The sequence below is a fragment of the Carnobacterium inhibens subsp. inhibens DSM 13024 genome (assembly GCF_000746825.1).
Classification (GTDB): Bacteria; Bacillota; Bacilli; order Lactobacillales; family Carnobacteriaceae; genus Carnobacterium_B; species Carnobacterium_B inhibens.
This window is the reverse complement of record NZ_JQIV01000006.1, coordinates 2,132,297-2,156,895: the sequence shown is the minus strand read 5'-3', so window position 1 is coordinate 2,156,895 and position 24,599 is coordinate 2,132,297. Positions and strand designations below refer to the sequence as shown.

General features: G+C 35.8%; 17 protein-coding genes and 1 pseudogene. 1 reads left to right on the top strand and 17 read right to left on the bottom strand.

Going from position 1 to position 24,599, the window contains the following annotated elements:
• Positions 1–46: 46 nt before the first annotated feature.
• Genes BR65_RS11465 through BR65_RS11455 form a run of 3 tightly spaced genes read right to left on the bottom strand, consistent with a single transcriptional unit; the run spans position 47 to position 2,940 of the window.
• Positions 47–805 carry an ABC transporter ATP-binding protein gene (locus BR65_RS11465; RefSeq protein ID WP_034538278.1) on the bottom strand — a complete coding sequence of 253 codons (759 nt, stop codon included), beginning with the start codon at positions 803–805 and terminating at the stop codon, positions 47–49.
• A 2-nt stretch (positions 806–807) separates the two neighbouring features.
• A complete protein-coding gene (locus BR65_RS11460) occupies positions 808–1,875 on the bottom strand; it encodes a FecCD family ABC transporter permease (RefSeq protein WP_034538277.1) in 1,068 nt (355 codons plus the stop codon).
• A 24-nt stretch (positions 1,876–1,899) separates the two neighbouring features.
• Positions 1,900–2,940: an ABC transporter substrate-binding protein gene (locus BR65_RS11455; protein ID WP_034538276.1), complete on the bottom strand. Its 1,041-nt coding sequence runs from the start codon at positions 2,938–2,940 to the stop codon at positions 1,900–1,902.
• A 660-nt stretch (positions 2,941–3,600) separates the two neighbouring features.
• Here BR65_RS11455 and BR65_RS11450 point away from each other — a divergent pair.
• Positions 3,601–4,872, top strand: coding sequence for a DEAD/DEAH box helicase (locus BR65_RS11450; protein ID WP_034538274.1), 1,272 nt, complete (start codon positions 3,601–3,603; stop codon positions 4,870–4,872).
• 381 nt (positions 4,873–5,253) lie between these two features.
• On the opposite strand, the gene BR65_RS11445 is transcribed toward BR65_RS11450, so the two are convergent.
• The 14 genes and pseudogenes from BR65_RS11445 to sufD form a co-directional block, all read right to left on the bottom strand.
• Entirely contained in the window at positions 5,254–5,565 is a 312-nt protein-coding gene (locus tag BR65_RS11445) for a helix-turn-helix transcriptional regulator (RefSeq protein ID WP_034538273.1), read from the bottom strand.
• Between the two features lie 340 nt (positions 5,566–5,905).
• A pseudogene (locus tag BR65_RS11435) lies at positions 5,906–7,580 on the bottom strand (IS1182 family transposase).
• Between the two features lie 518 nt (positions 7,581–8,098).
• A complete protein-coding gene (locus BR65_RS11430) occupies positions 8,099–8,806 on the bottom strand; it encodes a hypothetical protein (protein ID WP_034538272.1) in 708 nt (235 codons plus the stop codon).
• 1 nt (position 8,807) lies between these two features.
• Complete coding sequence (pglZ, locus tag BR65_RS13500; RefSeq protein ID WP_051932751.1) at positions 8,808–10,337, bottom strand: BREX-3 system phosphatase PglZ; 1,530 nt, start codon at positions 10,335–10,337, stop codon at positions 8,808–8,810.
• A gap of 13 nt (positions 10,338–10,350) precedes the next feature.
• Positions 10,351–13,131 carry a DNA methyltransferase gene (locus tag BR65_RS11420; RefSeq protein WP_034538269.1) on the bottom strand — a complete coding sequence of 927 codons (2,781 nt, stop codon included), beginning with the start codon at positions 13,129–13,131 and terminating at the stop codon, positions 10,351–10,353.
• A gap of 4 nt (positions 13,132–13,135) precedes the next feature.
• Entirely contained in the window at positions 13,136–16,855 is a 3,720-nt protein-coding gene (locus BR65_RS11415; protein WP_034538267.1) for a DUF6079 family protein, read from the bottom strand.
• An 11-nt stretch (positions 16,856–16,866) separates the two neighbouring features.
• Positions 16,867–17,307 (bottom strand): BREX-3 system P-loop-containing protein BrxF, encoded by a 441-nt coding sequence (brxF, locus tag BR65_RS13495; protein WP_051932749.1) that lies wholly within the window; start codon positions 17,305–17,307, stop codon positions 16,867–16,869.
• A gap of 690 nt (positions 17,308–17,997) precedes the next feature.
• Positions 17,998–18,963, bottom strand: a complete 966-nt coding sequence (locus BR65_RS11405) for a hypothetical protein (protein WP_034538266.1) — start codon at positions 18,961–18,963, stop codon at positions 17,998–18,000.
• Positions 18,964–18,972: 9 nt separating this feature from the next.
• Positions 18,973–19,599, bottom strand: coding sequence for a hypothetical protein (locus tag BR65_RS11400; RefSeq protein WP_034538265.1), 627 nt, complete (start codon positions 19,597–19,599; stop codon positions 18,973–18,975).
• Positions 19,590–20,081 (bottom strand): hypothetical protein, encoded by a 492-nt coding sequence (locus BR65_RS11395; protein ID WP_034538264.1) that lies wholly within the window; start codon positions 20,079–20,081, stop codon positions 19,590–19,592. Before BR65_RS11395 ends, BR65_RS11400 begins: the two co-directional genes overlap by 10 nt.
• Positions 20,082–20,224: 143 nt before the next feature.
• A complete protein-coding gene (sufB, locus tag BR65_RS11390) occupies positions 20,225–21,619 on the bottom strand; it encodes a Fe-S cluster assembly protein SufB (protein ID WP_034538262.1) in 1,395 nt (464 codons plus the stop codon).
• A complete protein-coding gene (sufU, locus tag BR65_RS11385; RefSeq protein ID WP_023176926.1) occupies positions 21,619–22,083 on the bottom strand; it encodes a Fe-S cluster assembly sulfur transfer protein SufU in 465 nt (154 codons plus the stop codon). Before sufU ends, sufB begins: the two co-directional genes overlap by 1 nt.
• Positions 22,070–23,308 (bottom strand): cysteine desulfurase, encoded by a 1,239-nt coding sequence (locus BR65_RS11380; protein WP_034538260.1) that lies wholly within the window; start codon positions 23,306–23,308, stop codon positions 22,070–22,072. The genes sufU and BR65_RS11380 overlap by 14 nt, the downstream gene beginning before the upstream one ends.
• Positions 23,305–24,591 carry a Fe-S cluster assembly protein SufD gene (sufD, locus tag BR65_RS11375; RefSeq protein WP_034538258.1) on the bottom strand — a complete coding sequence of 429 codons (1,287 nt, stop codon included), beginning with the start codon at positions 24,589–24,591 and terminating at the stop codon, positions 23,305–23,307. Before sufD ends, BR65_RS11380 begins: the two co-directional genes overlap by 4 nt.
• Between the last annotated feature and the right edge of the window lie 8 nt (positions 24,592–24,599).

The following is a 24,599-nucleotide window of genomic DNA, read 5'->3' as shown; positions in this document are numbered from 1 at the left end:
GTTGCTTATTAGGAGGGTATAAAATGTCAATATATTTTTTTTATTTTCATAGAAATTCAATGGTTTGTTTACCTGAAATAGGGTTAACATAGGTGTGACAATCCACTTCATACAATTCTTTAATGACCGCTTCTGTTAAAACTTCTTCTGGTCTTCCTTCTTTAATGATCCGTCCATCTTTCATCGCATACAAGTAATCTGTAAAGCGTACAGCTAAATTCAAATCATGTAAAGCTGCTAATACACCAATAGGTAAGGAACCGACTGTTCTTAAAATACTCAATTGATGTCTGATATCCAAATGATTAGTAGGCTCATCTAAAACTAAAAATTTAGGCTGTTGGACCAACGTTCTACCTAATATGACCCGCTGTTTTTCTCCACCTGACAATGATAAGAAACTCCTATCCGCGATTTTTTCCAAGTCCAGTTGAAGAAGAACCTGATTAACAATTTCATAATCTAAAGCATTGTCTCTCTCCATCAAACCTTTATATGGTGAGCGTCCGAGTAATAACATGTCACGGATGGAAAAATCAAAATTGATTTCGTGAAACTGCCCCACAACACCTAATTTTTGTGCGAGCTGTTTATTTGAAAGATCTTGAACATTTTCATCACCCAGAGTAATGACTCCCTTACTGGGTTCAAGTAGTTTAGAAACACTTTTCAATAAAGTCGATTTCCCACAGCCATTCGGTCCGATCACACCTACAAATTGGTTTTTACTAACGTGCAAGGAAATATCTTCTATAATCTTCTGAGAGGCAATAGATACCGATACGTTATCAATCGTTAAATTCATACTTACCCTCCAAACTCATAGCCTTTTTTCACAAAAATATAAATGAACAGTGGTGCACCAATTAAAGAGGTCAAAATACCAATAGGCAATTCAACAGTTGGCAGGATGATACGAGACAAAATATCGCACCATACCATAAACAAAGATCCCGAAAAAACTGATAACGGTAAAAAGTACCGATGATTTGACCCGACTATCCCACGAACAATATGTGGGATGATCAACCCTACAAATCCAATCATTCCAGTATTTGCCACAATGATCCCAGTTAGAACCGACGTAATAACAAGATACAATTTACGGTAAAATTTCAAATTTACCCCAAGCGTAATAGCTGATTCATCGCCTAACAACATAAGATTCAACGTCCGTATTTGCGTTAAGAAAAAGAGCAAACAAACCATGACAACGTTGGCTATCAAAGGTAGCTTGGACCAACTTGCTCCGACTAAACTTCCCATCATCCAAAAAGTAACTGAACGAATCCCTTCCGCATCATTAGCGATATAAATGATGAAATTGGAAAAGGCTGTAAAAAGGGCATTTAATACCATCCCGGATAAAATCAATTTGATCGAATTCATTTGTCCAGTAGCATTCGACAACAGTAAGACTAGCAGAGCCGCTGTCACAGCACCTATAAATGCCCAAAAAGACAAACCAAACTGAGCCAAGATACTGGTTCCACCAAAGCCGATCATGATAGCAAATGTTGCACCTAGAGAGGCTCCAGACGAAATGCCTAAGATATAAGGATCTGCGAGTGGATTCTGGACCGTTGTCTGCATGACCGCACCTGCTAAGGATAGTCCCATACCTGTGAGCATAGCTAAGAGTACTCTCGGAAAACGAATCTGCCAGATGATATTTTCGAAAGAGTCAGAAGAACCTCCCGGTAAGTTATCAATCCTTCCACCTGACAAATTTTTAAGCAGTATCTGAAAAGATTCTTTTAAAGGCACTGCAACTTGTCCGATCGCGACACCGATTCCAACCGAAAAAATAATCAATACAATAAGAAGGAGTAAACACATATAAAATAACTTTCGTTGTTTATCGATGTGGTTCATCAGCTTACTCCCTCCTACTATAAATTAATTTTTTGACTGCATTTCAGCGCTGAGTTGTTCCATACCGGTTAAAATTTGGTACCCATAACTCCAGAACTGATTGTAATCGATCGTATAGATACGGTCTTCCTTGATCGCTGTCAGGCTTGAAAGTGCGTCATTTGCTTTCAAATCAGCTAAGCTCTCTTTTGGATCACGTCCACCCGTATAGTTAACCAGCAATAATACATCTGGATCAGCTTCCAATAAGGCCTCCACACTGATTTCTCCCGTTGTATCTGCAAATGTATTTTCTAAGCTCATATAGCTTAATGCATCGTTTAAATAAGTGTCTGCTGCACCACTGTAAATATCTACGTTAGTACCTTCTGCTCCAAAAATATAAGCATAATCAAGTGTTTCCTGTTTATCAGGAATGGCTGCGACGATCGCATCCATTCGCCCTTGCACATCCGTTGAAAATTGTTGTGCCTTCTCTTCAACCGTAAATAATTTTCCTAAATGATCAATATCTGTATAGAGATCATCAAAAGTTGCGCCGGTCGTTGATGTCGCTTGAATATACGTCTGAATACCCACGTCATTTAATTCTTCAACTGTTCCTGTTCCCCATTCGGCATTGGCAAACAGTTGCCCACGCCCCACAACGATATCCGGATCAGTACCTACAACTAATTCTTTTCCTACGTATCCTTCTGACAAAACAGGAATGCTAGAGAAATCTTCAGTCACCGCTTCATCCCCTTCACCGTATAAGGCAGCTACGCCTACAATGTCTTCAGCTAATCCAAGTTGGATCAGCAACTCCGCTGTTCCCTGATTATTGGCCACAATCGATTTTGGACTAAATTCGTAAGTGATTTCTTTTTCTGAAAATACCGCGCCTTCTGACGATGCAGTGTAATTATCCAACGTTAATGGAAAAGTTGTTTTTTCTGTCTGTTCCATTGACTGTTCATTCGCAGCTGTCTGTTCTTCAGCAGCATTTTTTTCTCCACACGCCCCTAGCAACAAAGTTGAAGCTGTAATAAGACCTAAGTATTTCATTGTTTTTAGTATAGTCATTTTTTCATCTCCAAATACGGTTTATTTTTTATTCACTATCCGTTTATTTCTATACTTTTGATCTTTTAATTATTGTCTAAAACCAGATAATTAGATAAAACAATTCTAACTTTTAAATTGATAAGCATCTTTATTTCTAATTATATGATTGAATTTTGTTAAAGTAAACAGAAATGTTAAAACATTCACAAATAAATAGAATAAGAATTACTATTTGGATACTTTTCTATTGGTTCATTCAAAAAAATCCATTTAAACAAGCTGAATTCATAAGAATTCTAAATCCTATTCTAACTTAGTTAACTTATTATTTTTTTCACTTGCGGACACTATTGTCTCTTTTTATTGAACAATAGATTTGGGACAAAACGAATTTTAAATTTTCATAAGAGAAATAATTACTTTTCCAAAAGCAAGTGTTTTTGGAAATCCTCTTTATGTGAAAATAAAAACTCTAAAACCCCAAAAAAGGAATAATGTGACTCTCACTTCCATTTCTGATACAATAGCTCAGTCACGCTATTTCTCAGAGAAACTATATACTTGTTCGGATTAGGTCGATTTTTGAAAGATAGTCAGACTCTTGTATGCTAAACCAACTTAATCCGAAACACATTCACAAAAATTAAATGCATGTATAACATGCCGAGGGAGATCCATTTGTTATTTAATGAATTAGAATTGAACCAACACTTGTTGCGCGCACTGAAAGAAGCAGGCTATACGAAAGCAACGCCTATCCAAGAGGATGCCATTCCGCATCTGATGAACAACAAGGACTTGTTGGGTTGTGCCCAGACTGGTACTGGTAAGACAGCTGCCTTTGCCTTACCCATCCTTCAAAATATTATGGAAGAAAAAACAGTTGGAAAAGGTACCATAAAAGCCTTGATCCTTGCTCCTACACGTGAGCTTGCTATACAAATCGGTGAAAGTTTCCAAACATACGCTAAATACCTTCCATTGAATATCCAAGTAATTTTTGGCGGCGTTTCCCAGAATCCTCAGACAGCCACGCTGAAACGCGGAACGGATATCCTGGTCGCGACGCCAGGCAGACTATTAGACCTTATCAAACAAGGATTTGTCAAGTTGAACCAGGTTGATTTCTTCGTCTTGGACGAAGCCGATATGATGTTAGATATGGGTATGTTACGTGATGTACGCCATATTATCCGCGAATTGCCTAAGAAACGTCAAAGCATGTTTTTTTCAGCAACGATGCCGAATGAAATCGAAAAACTTGCAGGAACCATTTTATCAAACCCGGTAAAAGTGGTGGTCAATCCGGTTTCATCAACTGTTGAAGTCATACAACAAAGCGCTTATCGCGTAGCCAAAACCGACAAAACTAACCTACTTATCTATCTTTTGAAGAATACGCAGGTTGAGCGCTCCCTAGTCTTCTCCAGAACCAAGCATGGTGCCAACAAAATCGTCAAAAAACTTTTGCAAGCGGGTCTTTCAGCCGAAGCGATTCACGGCAACAAGTCCCAGAATGCGCGTCAGCAAGCTTTAGAAAACTTCAAGACCATGAAAACCAGCGTTCTCGTAGCGACAGATATCGCAGCCCGTGGTATCGATGTGCCTGAGCTTTCGCAAGTTATCCAATTTGACTTGCCTGAAGTTCCAGAAACCTACGTTCACCGTATCGGCCGTACAGGACGCGCAGGGCTAAGCGGAAAAGCTATCTCTTTCTGTGATGAAACAGAATCAGACTTGTTGCGCGACATTGAAAAACTTAGTAAGAGAAAAGTTCCAGTCATAAAAGACCATCCTTATCTGTTGAAAGAAGGCACTCAAGCACCAGCACAGCAAGCGAAAAAAGCAGTTGCCACACGCACTAATGGAACACGCCCAAAAAGCAAACAAGGTCGAAGAGGCGGTCAGAAAGCCGCACAAAGACCTCGTGTACAAACGAAAAACACGTAAAGTAACTGGTTGACAAAGTCACCCTCTTTTACATCGGTAATGACTTAGGTGAAGCAGAAGATGGTCAAGTACGCTTCTTAGAAATATTGAATGCAGTATTTATGAAACAATGCTATAGCAAATCAATTACAGCTTCACATACTTGTTCATTTGTTTAAGCAAATGAACAAGTAAACAACTATCACAACGACAAAAAAGCTGGAAGCATTCTTGTTTCCAGCTTTTTTATTTAACTCTTGAATTAAGAAAACATCGATTAACAGTTTGGATAGTCATTATAAAATCAGTCTGTTATGGAACTAATTTCTTCTTTCTCTAGTCGTTCAAAATCTAGAGTAAATAATTACGACAGCTCCCTAATTTAGATACTAAGATGGAAATTTATTTTACTGATGCAGCTTCATTATTTTTATTGTCATCAACAAAGTTTATTTCAATTTGTTTGCCTAGAGAGTGAGCTATATCTTTCAATGTAGAAAGTGAAGGTTCCATTTGGGCATTTTCAATACGTGCAATTGTTGAACGGGATTTTTTTACTTTTTTAGCGAAGTTAGTTTGATCCAGCCCTGTTTGTTCTCTTAAGGAAAACACCATATCTGCTAAATCAAGTTTCAATTGTTCTTCTTCAAAAGCTTGTTTAAATTCCACACTTTCAGACAGATATTTTTTGATTGCTTCACTATTCTTGCTCATCTTCATTCCGTCCTTTTCGAATAGAATCTTGTAATTCAGTGTTCTCTACTCGATCTATCAACGCCCGAAATTTTGCTTCAACTTTAACACTTAAACAATTAGGATAATCATCGAATTCGTTTCCTTATTCAATTGAAGATTTTACCATATTACTTTTCATATTATTTCCACAGTTGATTTAGCGCATACGCTACAATTTGTAAATTGTTGAATTTAAAATCCATCAAGAATTATTAGAAAAAGACAACTTTTATATACAAAACTTTATCAAAGTCAATTCCAAACAATTTAAAGTTAATAAAATTATGTAAACAAGTGACTCCTGAGCGGATATTGAATATCAAAAAGAGGCTGGGAAAAAACTAGCCTCAAATAAAAAAATCGTAATGAAATAATCAAAATTCTGATTGTTTCATTGCGATTTTTATTTTTGACTGATTTTTTGTAAAAAGCATCCGCTTTTCTTCTAGCCTCAAGGGCTAGTTTTGTAAGATTCATGCTCATAAGCATGATCCCGATGTCATTATGAACGGCTTGCTTGCCTCTGACATGGGTTCTGCGCATGCCAAATACACCTTTCATACGACCAAAAACAGTTTCTACGTCAACTTTTCGTTGTGCGTAGATAGCTTTGCCACGATCGCTTTCAAGGTTCTCTTTTGCATGCTGCTTGAATTATTCCCAGTTATAGTTGACCGCTGTCTGGCGTTGGGCACCTTTGGGTGTCTTGGCTAGTTGCTTGCGTGTCTCGTCCAGTTGTTCCACATCAGCCTTGTATACTTTAAATTGTCTGCGGAAACCATTCTTATCATTTTGCGTACTATAAAACGGACGTCGTCTAAATCCGTATAAGCATCTTCAATCTCGTCATAATCCCAGTTGGCGCGGTGTTTAGGGTTAGAGCGATAGGCTTTACTGTTCTCTTTCTGATACATGCCGTATGGGATGAGCGGTACTTTCTGAAAGGTATCCATAACCGCCTCGTAATTTTCTTCACTGCCATAGCCGGCGTCTGCGGCGATGTATTTAAATAAATCTAACGTTTGAATGGATTCTAAAAAAGGGATAAACGTGCGTGTATCCGTCGGATTGGAAAAAATATCATAGGCAATGACAAACTGATTGCTCGATGCGACTTGAAGATTATAACCCGGTTTTAACTCACGGTTCTTCATCGGATCTTCTTTCATGCACATGAATGTTGCGTCTGTATCTGTTTTTGAGAAACTGTTGCGGCCTTCAAACGTGGCGTTTGCTTCTTCATAGCGTTGCTTACGCGGCAAGAAATCTTTTTCGCATTTATTTCGATGTTTCTTGAGGATGCGACGACGTCGCTTCTGTTTCGAACCACCTTTTGGAATCACTTTTTCTTCTGTAATCGCAGCTTCAACGGCCACAAGTTCTTTGTCCAGGGAAACGATTATTTCTTCAATACCTTTCGAAGTTTTTAATATCTCTTCCGATAAAGCGAGGTTTACTTTTGCCTGGATAAGTTCATCATACAATTCCAAAACGTTGGCATTGAGTTTTGCTTCATAGCGTTCGATTGCTTTCTTCCAAGTGAAACTATAAATATTTGCATCGGCTTGTATCTTTGTACCATCGATATAGAGCGCGTCTTCGTGAATCAAGCCGTTGTCACTTAAGAGTGTTGTGAAAAGAATGGATGCATACTTGATGAGTTTTGATGCGTGCTCGCTTGAACGGAAGTTATTGATTGTCTTGTAGCTAACAGAAGTATCGCCCGTTAACCACTTCATAGGAATGGATTCTTCATTCATCTGTTCCATTTTGCGTCCAGAAAAGGTTGTGCGACTATAGGCAAACAAACACATCTTTAAAAGCATTGCAGGATGAAAGGCAGGGCGTCCCGTATGAGACGTCTCTTCAAGAAGAAATTCCGAAGGAATAGAATCGACAAAACGGCTAATGAGGCGGGCTTCATGATCATTCGGGATTGTAAAATCCAATTGTAGTGTTAAGGCCGTTTCCATTGTGTTATAATTTTGATACATAGTGAGTCACTCCTTTGGTTTTTGGTCGTACTTAAATTATAAGGTATTTGGCTCACTGTGTCTTTTAAAACGATAAAAATCCCCAACTCTTCCAAAATGAAAGAGTTGGGGATTTTCTTTATTCAGAGACTGAGTTTTTTCCCAGCCCCTTTTTATTTAGTTATTATTTTGAATAGACATTAGCATCATTCGATTCAACTTTTCTGTTTCATCATGGAAAATCACATGTCTATTCTTTCTAAATAGTACGATAACTTTTAAAAGTCAGTTGGTCCCAATCTTCCACAATTTCATACGAAAAAAATCACCGTTTTCCCCGTGGCATAGCAATAACAGAAAGAACCATCCTATAAAAAAACTTCCAATGCAAAAGTTAGAGGAATAATCATATTTTTTGCGATAATTATTTTTTTGATTTATTTTTTCCAAATGACTATTCCTAGAAGGGTATTAGTTGATGCTAAACCATAATTAATCGAGCAGTTAATTGAGAAAATAAAAATAAAAAATCACATCAATTATTTCAATTTTATGAATGTATCTATTCGTTCACGAATTACTTCTATGTCGTCAAAATTGATATCTGAACTAGTTATTGAGTATTCCAGCATAAACAGTCCTGATTGAGTATTAATAAGCTCTAAAGGAACATATTCTGCTTCTGAATGAACTAAGATTGAATGCATCATTACATTTTTTATAAACTCATCTACTATTCTTATTTTTCTTCCGGTTAAAGCATATTGCCCTTTTTTGTCAGTTGTTAAAACCTCCCAATTTACCAGTGTTCCTAATACTGTCAGCACTCCCTTATTGACAGTTTCTGTCATACCGTATGAATTGTGAATCTCTCTCATAATAGTTTTTGATTGAAAAATATCATTCATACGAACATATTTCCCAATAACAGTGATTGTATCTGAAAAAAATGGAAACGAATAGAGTGTCATCAGAATTTGAAGAGCACTTTTTTCTTCAATCGAAGCTTCAGCGTATTTCTTTAATACTTCTATCTGAAATTCACTTAATGGTTTTTTGCCATTTCCCCACACTTTTGTAAGATTATTCAATGCTTTTCGTCTAAAAGTATTTCCAGATATAGATTGTGATAATATCTCATCTAGTATTTCGTAAGCATCTTTTGGAGAATATCTTAACATCAATTCTGCAGCTTTATCTAATTCTTCGTACATCATCACTCGAAATAAACCGACTCTTTTTTTCATTTTATAATTCATCCCTTTTTAAAACTGTCACAAATGGAACAAATACTTCTTCAATATGGGTACCACCATGAGTCATTATTATATCATCTTTTGGAACAAATGCAGCCTTTTCACGAGCAATTAAGGGAAGAAATTTTTCAGGTAACGTTGAGCTATCCCACTTCATTGTTGTCTCTTTATGACCTTCAATTGTACTACTTCTTAAAATTTCATCATCATATGTTCGAACTCTTTGTCCACGCCCCGTTGCTAATACTCCTTGTTGAATTTGACCAATACCAACAGCTTCAATATTTCCATGATCCGCAGTTATAAATACATCGTAATCAAGAGTTAATAAATCATTCAACATTGATTCAAGATACCCACGCTCTAGCCAAATTTTTAATTCAGATTGAACCGTTGCTTGACCTTGTCTCGCACCGTGCATGAATTCATCAATAACATCCACAACACAACCATAGATTTTCGTTCTATTATACTTGAATTCCAGCTTCTCTTCTTTATAAGGAAGGTGTCCTAAACCTCTTTGATACTTGATTTCAGATACAGCAAATCCTTGTTTTACCCAAAATTCTCGCCAATGATGCGGTTCTTTTGCTGTCGTATCAATACTTTTGGAGTACTCAGTAGGTCTTTTCCCTGAGAATATCGCTTGTCGAGATACTGAAGTAATACTAGGTATCCATGCCATTATCGAGTCTGTTTTCATTTTTATTCTTTTAGTAATTAACCATTTTTCAATCAAAGACCACTGTGTAAAACTCATGCCATCCATGACTATAAGTGCCTGACGCCTTTGGGTTTTGTTCACATTCCGTGCCATAAATGACGTTATCTGATTGACGTAATTCGGTTGTTTGAATGCAACCATTGACAAGTTTTTATCGAAATGATTAACTATGAACTCTTGAAATTCTTTGTTACTTTCAGTCACTAACTCCTCAAATTCTCTATCCTGTGGTTTGTAGAGTCTTTGATTACCGATAGTCTTACTTATCAATCCCCAATCTGAAAACATTTTTTTTGATTTTTTAAATATAGTCAAATCGTTTTCAAAATCGTAATTTTCTTGAAATTGTACCGATATGTTTTCTATAGTAGTAAATTTTATATCTTTAATAAATTGTTTTGTTTTATCATAGCCCATTCGTAAATTATTACTACTTTGCACCTCAAACAGACGTTGCCATTTTTTAGAATCTATCTCACTTACTGCTTTACTATCTAGAAGAGGAAATATATCATAGATTCCAATAGATAACTGAAATGCTCTATCATAGACATCCCAAGGAATTTGTTCAAATCCATATTCCACCAAACGGACTACCAAAGTTCCATCGTAATAATTTCTGAACTCACTTTCATATTCAAATCGAAAATGAACCGGATCACTGTAGCTAATTAAAGAAATCCCATTCTCTTTTAGAAGAAGCTGTATTTCTGCTTTTTCTAAAAGACCGTCATCATCTTTTATTAAATAAACAGCTTGTCGTGGAAATTTATCTAATATTGCTTGTGTCCAGTTCATTTTTATCATCCCTCTACATCTCTGTACGCATCTGCGCGTTATCGAAGTACATCAAAAGTTTATCATCTTCTTGAATTATCTTTTCAGGTAAACGTTCCCCAATAGTTACAATTTTTTGATAATCTTTATCTGTCCATGCTTTCTTAAAACCGACACGAATTGCTTCAGTGCGGAAGAACTTAAGTTTTTTCTTACTATTATCAATTTCTTCAACGTAGCGATTAAACTCGCGAAGCAAATTTTTCTCCCGAATTTTTTCCAAATCAACTTGTTGATTTGGATTTGGTACATACCAGCGATTCATTGCCCGCTCTTTTAGAATCGAATCTCCATTATCCAAGCCACGCAAATCGTGATATGCTTGAGTAAGATATGTTCTAATTTGATTAGGAACTACTCCTCTTCCATCATACATAAGAAAATTTTGAGCTAACAATTCATCTAACTCAGGTAAATCCTCATATTTAGTAATGTGTTGAATTTCCTTCATAAAAATTGGATGAATATCTTGTCTGGTCTTAGGTTTTTTCATTAATTGTTGTCTTATCCATTCAATTGCGCTATTTTCATCAGATACAAAAAGTTCTAATTGAGCAAAATGTTTAGCTAAAATTCTTTTTTTGTCAAACTCTATAGCTTGCTCTTCTAAAAAAAACATACCATCTCTAAATTGATATCTTTCTGAAAGTTCTCTTTGAAATTCTGCTGAAGACAAAGGTATTGAAAGACCATTTTGAACAAAATACGCAATAAGCCTGTCAAATAAAATTCTTGGAGTCCTCTCAGTAGAAAAGTGAATTTCACCTCCATTTACCTTAGGTAAAGCGAGATTCGCCAAGTGCTGATCAATAAAATCCCACATAAGTATGCTATTATTATTTCGATTATTAACAAAGTTTTCTCTTAATTTTTTTTGAGGCTTGTATGCTGAAATTACCAAATCTTGTTTCACAGCTACTGTAGTGGTAAGTGCTTTAAAGGACCCCTGTTTTTTATCCAATGAAGAAACATTGGCAATCACAAAACCCGCTCTCTCCAATGCTTCTCTTATTGAATTCCAAACACTGGCTTGGGAATTACTGAACTCTACAGTAATCCATCGATTAGATTTTAAAACTCTAAACAATTCTTTGAAACACTGCTCCATAAGCTTTTGATAGTCAAGTAATCCTTTACCTTGGTACTTATTCATTATTGCTTCTTCATTATTATTTGTGAACAGCTTCATCCACGATTCCGAAAAAGAGTTCAATTCAGAATACATTAAATTCGCTCCAAATGGCGGATCTACAAAAATATAATCAATACTTTCATTCTCTATATTCTTTAAATCTGTCGTACTTTGATTAGAAATAACCGATGAGTTATATAAAGAGTCTATAGTCGATACCATATTTTTTAATTTTGACTGAATAGCATCTAGCATAGGTCTTTCGCCATTTAAACTAGGAATATAAAACGTTCCACTAACAAAACCAAATGAAAATATGCCACCTTTATCTAGCAATCGTGGTATATTAACTTTCACCATTTTTGTTGAATAAGAATTACTGCTTCTCATCACATTTAACAACTCTGTAAAAAACTTATTTTCTTTTATCAACTCATAATATTCTGACATAACCACTAAATTTCGTTTCGTATAAATTTGATGAACATACTCGATACCATTTCGTTTTAGGCGATCAGTTTCGTCCCCTTGAACAACTAAATCTTTAGGAACAAATCCAGAAATTTTATACTCATTAATTTTCATCTGTAAATCATTGTCAAACTTTTCAGGTCGCTTGTTATATCTCGTTTTGCCAGAAGTATAATTTATTAGAACCTGAACCTGCTTTGGAACTTTCAAGGGGCGTTCAAGAATCGTATCGTACTCCATAGTAAAAACTTGAGTCATTTTTTTCTTAGTTACTTCGGCATTGCAATTCGGACAAAACATTTCTTTGCGCATTTTTTTTTCGTGTTCGTCAACTGAAATATCCCAAAATACAATTTCATTTGAACAGTTATAACAAGTAAACACATCACTCCAAACGGAATAGTTAATCGGAACTCTCTCTCCAAATGAATCAACGGTTTCGAACATCCATTCTGTCTTTTTTTTCAATTTTCCTATAATAGATCTGGCTACTCTTTGGTACTCAACTTCATCTAAATTATTATTATAACTCTGTGAAATTAATGAAGCTGCTGGGGATAAATCAGTCATAACTGCATGTCTTTCCCCAACTTTTGAAATTTGTTTTTTTTCCTCATCAAAAACATTACCACTTTCATCAACGTAATATCCAAGTTTTTCTATTTCTTCTTTTGAGTTTGAATATTTTGTAGCAATACCTGTCATTCCAGTCCCTGAAAACCCATCAAGCACAACATCACCTGGCTCAGTGTAATGAAGGATATATCTCATGACTGCTTTGTGTGGGACTTTAGTATGGTAACTGTGTACATTATATATTCTATCACTTTTACCCTCACTAACATCTGCTGCAAATGGTTCCCGTTGATAATAGAGTTCATTTTTATTTTGATTTCTCCACTCTTCGATGAAATCATGAATCCATGGGTTTGGGCATGCTGTATAGTATGGTGGATCAGACAGCGCAATAACGTCTTCATCTTCTCCAATAGGATATCCTTCGACTTTCTTGAGTTCTGAAAGTTTTTTTCGCAGCTCATTTCGAAAATATTCTCGACGTTCATCATGATTTTTAAATTCCATACCTAATACAACAACTTTTTCATCTTTACTATTAAAATCCATCGACATTTGTTCATTATTAAAGGACATTTTCTCACCTCTTAAGCATAATTCTTATTTTTTCCTTTTCTTTACCTTCTGTAAGGTCTGAAATTAATTGACGAATACGAACTTCCAATTCATTTATTGACATAGGGCTACCATCCCCCATTACTTGTATCAATTGTGTTTCTGTAATTTCAACTTTTTCAAAACCTTTAAATAAATTATTCACTATCTTTAAGAACTGAGAACTTACTGGAAAGACAAGTTCTTTGGTATTAATAAACTCTTCAATTTCTTTCTTTTCATCACTATTAAGCAATTCTCGATTTAAGATTATATTAGATTGTTCAAGACCATTTATTAAAATTTGCATCCAATTATCATAAATAGTCGTTAAATTATCATTTGAGTTCCGAATAATTTCTTTCGAGCGACGATCTGACTTTCCAATTTCAAAATTACAATGTTTACAAGTCGGGACCTGTTGTAATTCACCTTTTGTTAGTGTGAAACAAGTTCTTGATAAACGCATTTCATTAACCCATTCATCTAGTTGTTGACCTGGTAATATCTCTACTTGATTGTTTAAGACTCTCAAATTTTGAACTTCCACAGAATTTAATAAAGCATCACGCTGGATCTCTTCCTTACTTGTTAACCGAGATTTTTGGTGAAGTTCATAATATTCATCAATATAATTCAACTTAATGGCTTTCAAATCTTCCATTTGTTGGTTGTAATTTCTCCCTGCTTTAACAGCCTCAACAACTTTGTCAATTGATTTTTGTACATTTTTAGACCAATTACTTTCAAGTCCGTAATTGTATGTTGCTTGGGTAATATAACCAACTAATGTGCCAACTTCATCGACATCTTTTTTCATTTGTTCAATCGACACAAGTAGTTCTTTGTTCTTACGTTGTTCACCGATTTCAGCTAAAGTAATAGGGAAATTCTTCATCTTTGCAACACTATTATATCGTTGGATCTTCTCACAAAATTCTTTATATGACGCTAATCGATTGATATAATCTTGCTTAGTATTAGCATCCATCACTTCATTACTTGAGATACTAAAACCATTTTTGACAAGTTCACTAATTTTAAGTATATATGTTACTTCCTCGATAGCCTTCGAACTTAGACGTTTGATGAATCCCTCTAAAACTTTTTCATCAAAGTTGGGTGTTTGCTCTCCAAACATGTCTAATATTGCATTTATCTCCTCTATTGGAAGCCCAGTAGGATTCTTAATATAATCAAAATTCGAAAGAGTTTCGATATTCATCATAGCAAACTCACGGTAATTCATCGCAGTAAAATTATTACCTGCAACATTAACTTCTAACTTGCCTGATGACAAGAGTGCGCCAATAATTACGACAATCAACTCCGGCTCCAATTTATACTCTATGGAAAGTCGACGATCTCCTGAACCACGCAAAGCATCTTGATTATATATTTCCTTACTGTTGACTACTTTACCATGCCCCCTGCTTGCAAGTAATTTAAGAATCCAACGTGAGTAACCTGAATTAGCAATCGATTCATTTGTAATATTTCCCATATCATCTTCCATTACTAAGCCATTGAGAATAGCCTCACCAGTTTTCGTTTTACGACCATTTAAATATTGAAGCGCATCACTAGCAACAGTTTTAATATTTTCACTTGTCAAATAACCTGGAGAAAACTTTTTGAAAGTTGGATACTCAGAATATTCTTCTTCAAAAGCATCCGTCAAAAATTCAGCAGAGGCATAGTTTACTAATGCTTTCAAATTGTCTTCCGCTGGTAAAAACATGCCAAAATCAGATAAGTATCCTTCTTTTCCCTGATAAATAATTTTGAACGCATCAACAAAATTCTCATGAAGCCATTTATTTAATTGCTTATAATAGGCGTCGAACTTATTCTTAAACAATTGCTTTTGTGCCTGAGTAGTCTCAATATATTGCTCTTTTGCGGCTGCATATTTACGTAATGTATTGGAAAAAAATTCATCTTGGGTATTTAACTTGAAAAACACTTCATCTGCTCGTCTTTCATTCTTAAAACTAACTTCATCGAATGGGCGAAGCATATAGATATAAAAATCACGTTCTGGTTGTGCTGTAGAACGCTCATTCGGAGAACCAAGAAATAGATATCCTTTCCGCATTACTCGCTTATGTTCCCAAGGAAGTTCATGCTTCCAAATCTTATATCCAGAAATATAAGTTAAATCGTTCAACGCAATCGCATTTTGTAGTAAATCAAAATAATAACGGTCCATTGTATCTGCCTCAATAATTTCTGCGCGATCCGAAATGAGACTATCTACGTCAATGTCCTTCTTCAAATCCAAATAATATTGAGCATTGATATCATTAATTGAAATATACTGATAGCTTACTGTCTCCATAATTGTCTTGATTGCAACATCTATATTAGACTTTAAGAATGCTGCTGGATCGTCATCTTCTAGTAACATGTCCATTGCCCCTGGAACTGTCAGAAAAAGGTCATCCTTTAATTCATCAGAAGTCATGCCAACTTTCGAATAAATATCATCAGTTGTCAAACGGTCAAGCGCCATAGCATTTACAATGCGAATAGACATTTTTTTATAACGTTGCTTGCTTGTCGGATACGTGCTAATAATTCTATCCTTTAATATTGCTACTTTTTCCATTACTTCTCTAACTTCTGGAATGGTTTTATTAGATGGATCTTCTTCAATATAAGTCCAATAACTATCATAAGAAACCAGACCAGGATCGTCTGCAGGTACTTCTTGATTAATAATCTTCTTCATTTCACTGGAGATAGTTTTTAAAGCTATACGTTTCTCAATATTATGAACTTTTTCAAAAGTAGCTAAGTATGCTGGATGAATTGGAAATAAATTAACGTACATATCCATGTTTTCACTCAATCGCTCATAGAGACTAGAGAATGTTAATAAATGTTCACGAATTTTTGCTTTTTGGATATCATCCTTCTTCAAAAGACGTTGTGAAATAACATATGCGATATCCTCTTTAACAATTCGAACCTGCTCAAATCGTTCTTTTACACGGCGTAGTGAATCAGCGACATAAGCGAAACGCGGATTATCAAAAAGCATCTCTTGAATACCAGCCATAAACCGGAAGCGACTATCATAAGCTACTTCTCCCATTTCACGTAAAAATCCCAAGTCTAAAGTTAACTCAAGTTCTTTGCGGCTACGTAAATAATCTAAAAGTTCATCTACAACTAGCAGTAATCCTTTTTCTGGGTATGTTTCATTAAAGATTGCCATCATTTCAAGCAACCATTCTTTATTGTTTGTAAGTTTAGAGTCATCTTCAGGAAATTCATAAATAACGCCCATCTCAGCAAATCCTTTGATTAACTGAGATATAATGATATCTTTTAGGGGACGGTTTACACCACCAATTTCGAAACGAACAACTTTGAACTGCCCTTCTATTTCCTTGGCATTTTCAGCAACTTTCTCATTTGAAATGTATTTACTCGACCCTTCATGTTCTGCAATTGTTGAAATCACACTCATTAAATGAGATTTACCACTACCATAATTTCCCACAACTAAAAGGCCTTTATTGTCTTCTGGTTTGGTATATTGCAACTGCTTGAAAACCACCTCATTGATTGTTTCAGCCATACGATCTGAAATAACAAAAGTTTCTAAAAGATGAATTGCTTTATCTGTACTATTAGCATCTGTTAGTTGAATAACTGAATCTATCGGTTCAAAACTCACTAAATCTTTATATAGCATCTTTACACTCCTTATTGGATGACTGTCACATCCGCTAATTCTATTTTTTTATACTCACTATGTCCTAGTTTCCCATAAATCAAATAATTATCCTCAATAGGATAACGCCAAATAATAATCACAACTTTATTTTTACTTAATTGTTTAAATAAATCAAAAATATCTAAAGATAAATCGGGGCTCATAAGTAATTCAAAATAATCAATCAAAATGGCGTAATTATTGACACCTTGGACAGCATCTGTAATAAACTCCGAAGAATAACTCCCCCATGAACGCCTATTTATATTTATTAAAATCTTACTGAGTGGTAAATTAACAGATAAATAAGCTAATTGACTTAATTTTGGGATATTTTGATTTCGCTCCATTTTTATTATAGCTAATTTTTCATACTTTGAAGAAAGTTGCTCCGCTAATTCTAGCAATATCTCTTCTGAAATAGTTATCATTAGAATAGCCTCCAATCATTAAAATAACTAGTATAACATTCCTCACTATTTCTTTATATCATTACCACGCATTTCTAAGTTGTTTCTATAATCCATATATATAGTATACCCTTTTGTCCTAATGATTTTATATTTGAGTGCAACTCTTGTACACGATAAATAGTTGATACTAAAAGCTATTAGTTACGGATGGTTTATATGACTGAAGATTTTCGATTTTTATGGTTGTGACAAATTTAAAAAATAATAAACCTTTATTCGTCCTTGAAAAAAATAGATCACAATAAGTAGAACATTTTATTGATGAGAAGCTTAATTTTTTCAGATTATTTCACAGCAATAGAAGTGACTCAAATTTATATAAAGAAGTAGTAATATCATCTATTAAAGCACTTTAACAAATATGAAAAAGTATACTCCTTTTACTTCTCCGGAAATACATTACTATAAAAACCGAATTTTTTTCTACTAATTTGCTAAGCAGAAGATGGTACTTATAATAGTGCTAGCAAAGACTCCTATCGATTAACTAATGTTAGTTAGGAGTGAGGGCATTTGAAGAAATAATTTGAGTTTTAGTCTTAAATATTTTTTTTAAGAAGATTTCAAAACTATTTTTTATAATTAAGCATAAAAAAAGGATGACGAATTTGTAGGTTAGTACATTTGTCATCCCACTTTTCCTACTAATTAAACAATTCCTTCTACATGAGATAGCAAAGAAATCTGTTCAGCTTCAACCTCTCTTTTTCTTTGCTGCAGGCGAGCAATAAGTTTACTTTGTACAGAATCGAAAAAAGCGTCTTTTACTAAATTATTCCATTTTTCGGCGTCTTTTTGCACATAATATTCTTGTAATAATTTAGGAAGAATATCTAAATAAACAAGTAATAACGTTTGTGCTTTTAGTTGGTATTCATCAGACAAATCTTCATAGTTTCCTGAATAAGCATCAACTTCTACAGCTACTACACCTTTGTCATTAAGCCTAATTTCTATATTTTCATGACCAGTATATTCAATTCTTAATACTATTTGTTTCAATAAATTGCTTTCTAAAATGAATGATAAAGTACTAATTAGATTTAATACAGTATCTCCTTGTGCAGATAATTTATTTTCATCTCTTGTTTCACCACGAACTCCAATAATACTGTTAATAATCAAAGATTGTTCATTTTGATTTGAATCAGTAAAAGAAAACTCACTATCTTCATCAAAAACAGCCTTTACAAACCACATAAATGTATCATCAGTAAATGATAATTTATTCTCTATGATTTCGTTTTTTGTAGTATAGTTAAGTAATTTTCGTAGTAATTTCAATGCATCAGAATTTCTATTAATAATATATTGAATTTGAGTCCCATCACTATATATGATTATAAGCCCTCTTATAGGTTGAGTTCGTGCTTCAATAGGAGCCATACCGGGAGTTATAGAATTCATCGAAAACTCAATCACATTGTAAAGTATTTCTCTATTATCAATAGTCACTTTTTGAGTAGTATCAAATTTTTGTTCCTTATTAAGATTAGAATAACTCAATCCGCCTTCACTTAATAAACTTTCATTATTAGACATAATTAAATCTACTGATTCTTCTATATTTTTTGATAATGTATCTGTCCATGCTGTAGTTGAAAACCATGCCATACTATTTCCTCATTTCGTAAATAATAATTTATTTTGTTCTAACTTTAAATTTTTTCTTTTAGAGGTCAAAGTAGTTTCAACATAACTATCTACTTTCGTATCATTTTTTATCACACTAAACCCTAATTCAATAGAATCAGCCATACGTTCTTTTTTTTCATTATTAAATATTTTTTCTAAATCTATTAATATACTCCTTTTATTTTCGCTAATTTCATAATATTGAGCGTATTCTGGTATATATTGCGCAGTGACCTGTATAGGCAGAACAAGTTTTAGTTTAGACTTGAGAAATTTTCTAGGAGTACCAGTTAATATTATTTTAGAGAAAATCCTTGCGGTATCTTCTTTAAAATAACAATAAACAATTTTTTGTTCTTGATAGTCAGATTTATTAACTGAAAACTGAATGTTTATTATTGAAGCTTGCTTTTCAAACCAAGTTATTAATGAATCTATACACTTAAATATTACTGCAAATATTCCTGAATAAAATGTTAAACTAATTCCATAAGCTTTATCATCTGGAATAAAAGATGTATTTAATGGAATTACATAAGTAAAATAAGCAGATAATAATGTTACCACCACAGGGGAGGTTGTCATTAAAATGTTCCATGTTTTTTTCAAATCCATAATTTAACATTCTCCCAAATTACTTCATTCAAAAAGATAATTTCTTCATCAACTTTATCATTTCCACCAATTTTTACCAATCCATTAACAGATAGCGATATATCTATAGGTTTATCATTTTTCCTATACTTAATTCTAATGCTTTTAATATCAACAGATTGCTTTTCAGACAAGAAAGACAACTCATCCATAAGATTTATAAAATAATCACGATCTCTGTTTACAGAACTAATTAGTAACTCTAACTGATTTTTATAATCATTATCTTCCTCAAAAAAATCAATTGTGACTATTTTTGCTTTTTTTTCAATAAAAAATTTCCTCAGTACCTTAAGCATAATATCTGATGAAATTATAATTTGACTGTATCCATTATTCATGGTGGATCGTACAAAAAAATAATAATCTTTTTCTAAAATTTTAATAATATCTAATCTAGAATTTTTATTATTTATAAATACTTTGTATTGTACCAATTCCATAAGCTATTCCTCCAAACTTATCGTAATTAGTATAAAAGATTTTTGCATATATTTAAAGTCATTTCTACAATGTACAATTGATTCAAACAATTCTAATAATTTGTATAAATTCTAAAGTGAAACGCAACTAACCATAATATATATTAGCCTACACTGCCTTCCATCTCATAAGCAATCAAACGGTTCAATTCCACTGCATATTCCATTGGGAGTTCTTTTGAGAAGGGTTCGACGAAGCCCATGACGATCATTTCGGTGGCTTCTTGTTCAGTCAAGCCACGACTCATCAGGTAGTATAGTTGTTCTTCTGAGATTTTAGAGACTTTGGCTTCGTGTTCTAGCGAGACATTGCCATTGTGGATCTCATTGAATGGAATGGTATCTGACTTGGATAAGTCATCCATGATGATTGTGTCGCATTCGATATGGGAGATTGATCCGCCTGAGTTTTTGCCAAAAGTGACTTGTCCACGGTAATTCACTTCTCCACCGTCTTTAGCGATTGATTTTGAGACAATCGAACTTGAGGTGTTTGGTGCATTATGAATCATTTTTGCTCCGGTATCTTGGTTTTGCCCAGCTCCTGCCATCGCGATCGATAGCATGGTTCCTCTGGCTCCGCGTCCATTTAACTGGATACTTGGGTATTTCATCGTTGTTTTGGCTCCAAGGTTGCCATCGACCCACTCCATAGTGGCTCCTTCTTCGGCTACAGCGCGTTTGGTTACCAAGTTGTATACATTGTTAGACCAGTTTTGAATCGTCGTGTAACGGCAGTAAGCGTCTTTTTTGACCACGATCTCAACGATGGCTGCATGCAGACTACTAGATGAAAAGGTTGGTGCAGTACAACCTTCGACATAATGCACACTAGCGCCTTCATCCACAACGATCAATGTCCGTTCGAATTGGCCCATTGCTTCATCGTTGATGCGAAAGTACATTTGTAGTGGCACGTCACAGCGTACGCCTTTGGGAACATAAATAAACGTTCCACCAGACCAGACAGCAGAATTGAGTGCTGCTAGTTTGTTGTCTGTTGCGGGCACGACTGTTCCAAAGTGTTCTTTAAAGATTTCTGGGTATTCTTTTAGCGCTGTATCGGTATCGGTAAAGACGATGCCCATTTTTTCAAATTCTTCTTTCATATTGTGGTAAACCACTTCAGATTCGTATTGCGCCCCAGCCCCAGCTAGATATTTGCGTTCAGCTTCTGGGATCCCAATGCGTTCAAAAGTTTCTTTGACTTTATCCGGCACATCTTCCCAGTCGCGTTCGGGTTGATTACTGACGGCCTTGTAGTAGGTAATGTTATCGAAGTCAATTTCTGATAGATCCGCTCCCCATTCAGGCATCGGTCGTTTATTGAAATGATCGTAGGCTCTCAAACGGTAATCCAACATCCAGTCTGGCTCTTGTTTGCGTTTTGAAATTTCTCGAACGGTTGACTCCGTTAGTCCTTTTCCCGTTGTATAAACAGATTCCACATCATCATGAAAACCGAATTGATAATTCTCGCGTTCTGGTACTTCTCCCATTATTTTTCACTCCTTGCTTTTCCTTCATCAGGCTTCTTTTCAATCAATGCTTTTTCAAGTGCTTTCCATGATAATGTGGCGCACTTGATGCGGGCAGGGAATTTTGCGACACCATTCAATAAAGCTGCGTCCCCTAACTCTTCCAGTTTTGGAACGTCTTTGCCTTGCACGAGCAGAGAGAATTGATCTGCTAAATCTAATGCTTCAGAAACGGTTTTCCCCATCACGACATCGGTCATCATACTGGCGCTGGCTTGGCTGATGGTACAACCGCTTCCATCAAAACGAATGTCTTTAATCAAATGATCTTCGACGACCAATTGCAGTTGTAGCACGTCCCCGCAAGTCGGGTTAAGCAACTCAATCTGAGTCGTTGACTGCTCCAATTTCCCATAGTGATGCGGATGGCTGGAATGATCGAGAATCACTTGCCGGTATAATTGATCTAATCTAGATAGTGCCATGATTGAAAAACTCCTTTGTTGCCAGCAATGCTTCGATAAATTTATCCACATCTGCTGTCGTATTGTACAGATAAAAACTCGCTCGAGCGGTTGAATCGGCTGATAATCTGCGCATCAAGGGTTGTGCACAATGATGGCCAGCTCGAATCGCTACCCCTTCCATATCCATGGCTGTTGCCACGTCATGTGGATGAAGTCCATCCAAGTTGAATGTCACGATACCGGTTCGTTTGGCTGTATCTTTTGGCCCATATATCGTTAATCCTGGGATTGACGTTAGTTTCGGCCATAAATAAGCCATCAAATCTTTTTCGTGTTCATGAATTGACGTCAGTCCAACGGTTGATAAATAATCGATGGCTGCGCCTAATCCAATGACTCCTGCAATATTAGGGGTTCCTGCTTCAAACTTCCAAGGCAATTCCTTCCACGTACTGTCTTGTTCATCCACCATAGCGATCATTTCCCCGCCAAATTCAACGGGTTCCATTTGTTCCAATAAGGAGCGTTTCCCGTACAACACACCAATACCCGTCGGTCCGACCATTTTATGTCCACTAAGGGCATAAAAATCAGCATCCAACTCTTGGACGTCCACTGGCATATGCGGAACAGCTTGCGCTCCATCAACCACTAATACAGCTCCTATTACATGCACTACTCGCGCAATCTCTTGAATGGGGTTAACGACACCAAGTACATTAGAAACATGAGCCAATGCCACGATTTTAGTCTTCTCGTTTAATTGAGCGTGGAAACTCTCCATGTCCAATAAGCCTTCTTCTGTCAATTCAATATACTTTAATGCAGCTCCGGTTTTATTAGCTAACTGCTGCCAAGGGATCAAGTTTGAGTGATGCTCCATCACTGAAATCAGGATCTCGTCTCCTGACTTTACGTTTGCTTCACCGTAGCTTTTGGCTACCCAGTTCAAACTGGTCGTGGTGCCGCGGGTAAATAAGACTTCAGCTGATTCATTGGCGTTGATAAAATGTTGTACTTTTTCACGCGCTGCTTCGTATTGAGTGGTTGCTCGCTCAGCCAAAGTATGCACGCCGCGATGGACGTTGGCATTGGCTTCACGGTAATACATTTCAAGAGCAGCCAATACGGCTGTTGGTTTTTGAGTGGTTGCAGCATTATCTAAATATACTAACGGTTCATCGTTCACAATTTGCGTGAGAATCGGAAAATCGTTTTTCAATTGTTCGGCTGAAAAACTCATTTGCTTAACTTCCTTTCGATCGTATCCACTAATCCGTCACGTATGACTTTTAACGGTATCGCTGCGATAACGGAACCTAAGAATCCTCGAATGACTAAGCGTTCGGCTTCTTGTTTCGGAATGCCTCGACTCATTAAATAATACAGGTTTTCCGGATTTACTCTGCCTACACTGGCTGCGTGTCCGGCCGTCACATCATTTTCATCAATCAACAGAATCGGATTAGCATCTCCTCTAGCGTGTTCAGACAACATCAAGATGCGGCTTTCTTGCTGGGCATCTGCACCTTTTGCGCCTTTGATGATGTGTCCAATACCATTGAACGTTAGAGTAGATTTTTCAAGGATCACACCGTGTTGTAGAATATGCCCAATCGTATTGCGCCCATAATTGGTGACACGGGTATCAATGCCTTGAATCTGTTTGCCCATACTGATAGCCACAACTTTGACTTCGCTGTGCGCCCCTTCTCCGATCAGATCGGTATCAAAGTCGGCAATCACGTTTCCAGCATTCATAACGCCGATCGCCCATTCGATCGTCGCATCTTTTAGTGCATGTCCACGACGATTAATATAGGTAGTAGTTGTTTCTCCGATTTGATCGACTGCTGAGAATTTCACTTTCGCTCCGGGGTTGGCAATCACTTCCACAATGATATTGGCTGCATTTTTTTCGGTTCCAATCGTTTCGTATTTTTCGACATACGTAAATTCGCTATTGGTATCCGCAAAAATCAAGACGTGCTTGATCCAACTGTTTTGGACTTGACTGTTTTGCACAAATAACGCTTCAAGCGGTTCATCGATCACAACATTTTTAGGGACATATAAAAATAAACCACTAGTCATAAAGGCCGCATGAAAAGCCGTCAGCTTGTCTTCATCGTGTTCAACAGCCAGCTTCATGTAGACCTTTTCCACTAAATCAGGATGCTCTTGCAAAGCCGTAAAAATATCGGTAAAGATTACACCTTGTTCGATGTACTCCATCGGCAACTGCTCCATCACGGTTTGGTTGCCAACTTGGATCACTCGCGGTGCATCGCTATCACCCGTTAAAAAATCTTCTGCCAGCATAATCCCTTCTTCATAGCTGAATAGATCCGGCACTTGTAGCAATGGCCAGCGTTGGTATTTAACTCTTTCAAAAGACGGCAGCTCTAAAGAATTGATTTTGGTTAACGCTGATTTTCTAAATTCCATCATCCACAACGGTTCTTCATGCATCAATGAAAATTGCTGAACAGAGTCAAGATAATCTATATAATTGGTCTCTTTCATCTTGATCC

Coding starts and splice junctions, on each gene's coding strand:
- BR65_RS11395 (WP_034538264.1), bottom strand. CDS start 20,081: ATGGAATTGGTACAATACAAAGTATTTATAAATAATAAAAATTCTAGA.
- BR65_RS11465 (WP_034538278.1), bottom strand. CDS start 805: ATGAATTTAACGATTGATAACGTATCGGTATCTATTGCCTCTCAGAAG.
- sufB (WP_034538262.1), bottom strand. CDS start 21,619: ATGGGAGAAGTACCAGAACGCGAGAATTATCAATTCGGTTTTCATGAT.
- BR65_RS11460 (WP_034538277.1), bottom strand. CDS start 1,875: ATGAACCACATCGATAAACAACGAAAGTTATTTTATATGTGTTTACTC.
- brxF (WP_051932749.1), bottom strand. CDS start 17,307: ATGATAACTATTTCAGAAGAGATATTGCTAGAATTAGCGGAGCAACTT.
- BR65_RS11405 (WP_034538266.1), bottom strand. CDS start 18,963: ATGGCATGGTTTTCAACTACAGCATGGACAGATACATTATCAAAAAAT.
- BR65_RS11380 (WP_034538260.1), bottom strand. CDS start 23,308: ATGAGTTTTTCAGCCGAACAATTGAAAAACGATTTTCCGATTCTCACG.
- BR65_RS11415 (WP_034538267.1), bottom strand. CDS start 16,855: ATGCTATATAAAGATTTAGTGAGTTTTGAACCGATAGATTCAGTTATT.
- sufU (WP_023176926.1), bottom strand. CDS start 22,083: ATGGCACTATCTAGATTAGATCAATTATACCGGCAAGTGATTCTCGAT.
- BR65_RS11420 (WP_034538269.1), bottom strand. CDS start 13,131: ATGTCCTTTAATAATGAACAAATGTCGATGGATTTTAATAGTAAAGAT.
- sufD (WP_034538258.1), bottom strand. CDS start 24,591: ATGAAAGAGACCAATTATATAGATTATCTTGACTCTGTTCAGCAATTT.
- BR65_RS11400 (WP_034538265.1), bottom strand. CDS start 19,599: ATGGATTTGAAAAAAACATGGAACATTTTAATGACAACCTCCCCTGTG.
- pglZ (WP_051932751.1), bottom strand. CDS start 10,337: ATGAACTGGACACAAGCAATATTAGATAAATTTCCACGACAAGCTGTT.
- BR65_RS11455 (WP_034538276.1), bottom strand. CDS start 2,940: ATGACTATACTAAAAACAATGAAATACTTAGGTCTTATTACAGCTTCA.
- BR65_RS11430 (WP_034538272.1), bottom strand. CDS start 8,806: ATGAAAAAAAGAGTCGGTTTATTTCGAGTGATGATGTACGAAGAATTA.
- BR65_RS11445 (WP_034538273.1), bottom strand. CDS start 5,565: ATGAGCAAGAATAGTGAAGCAATCAAAAAATATCTGTCTGAAAGTGTG.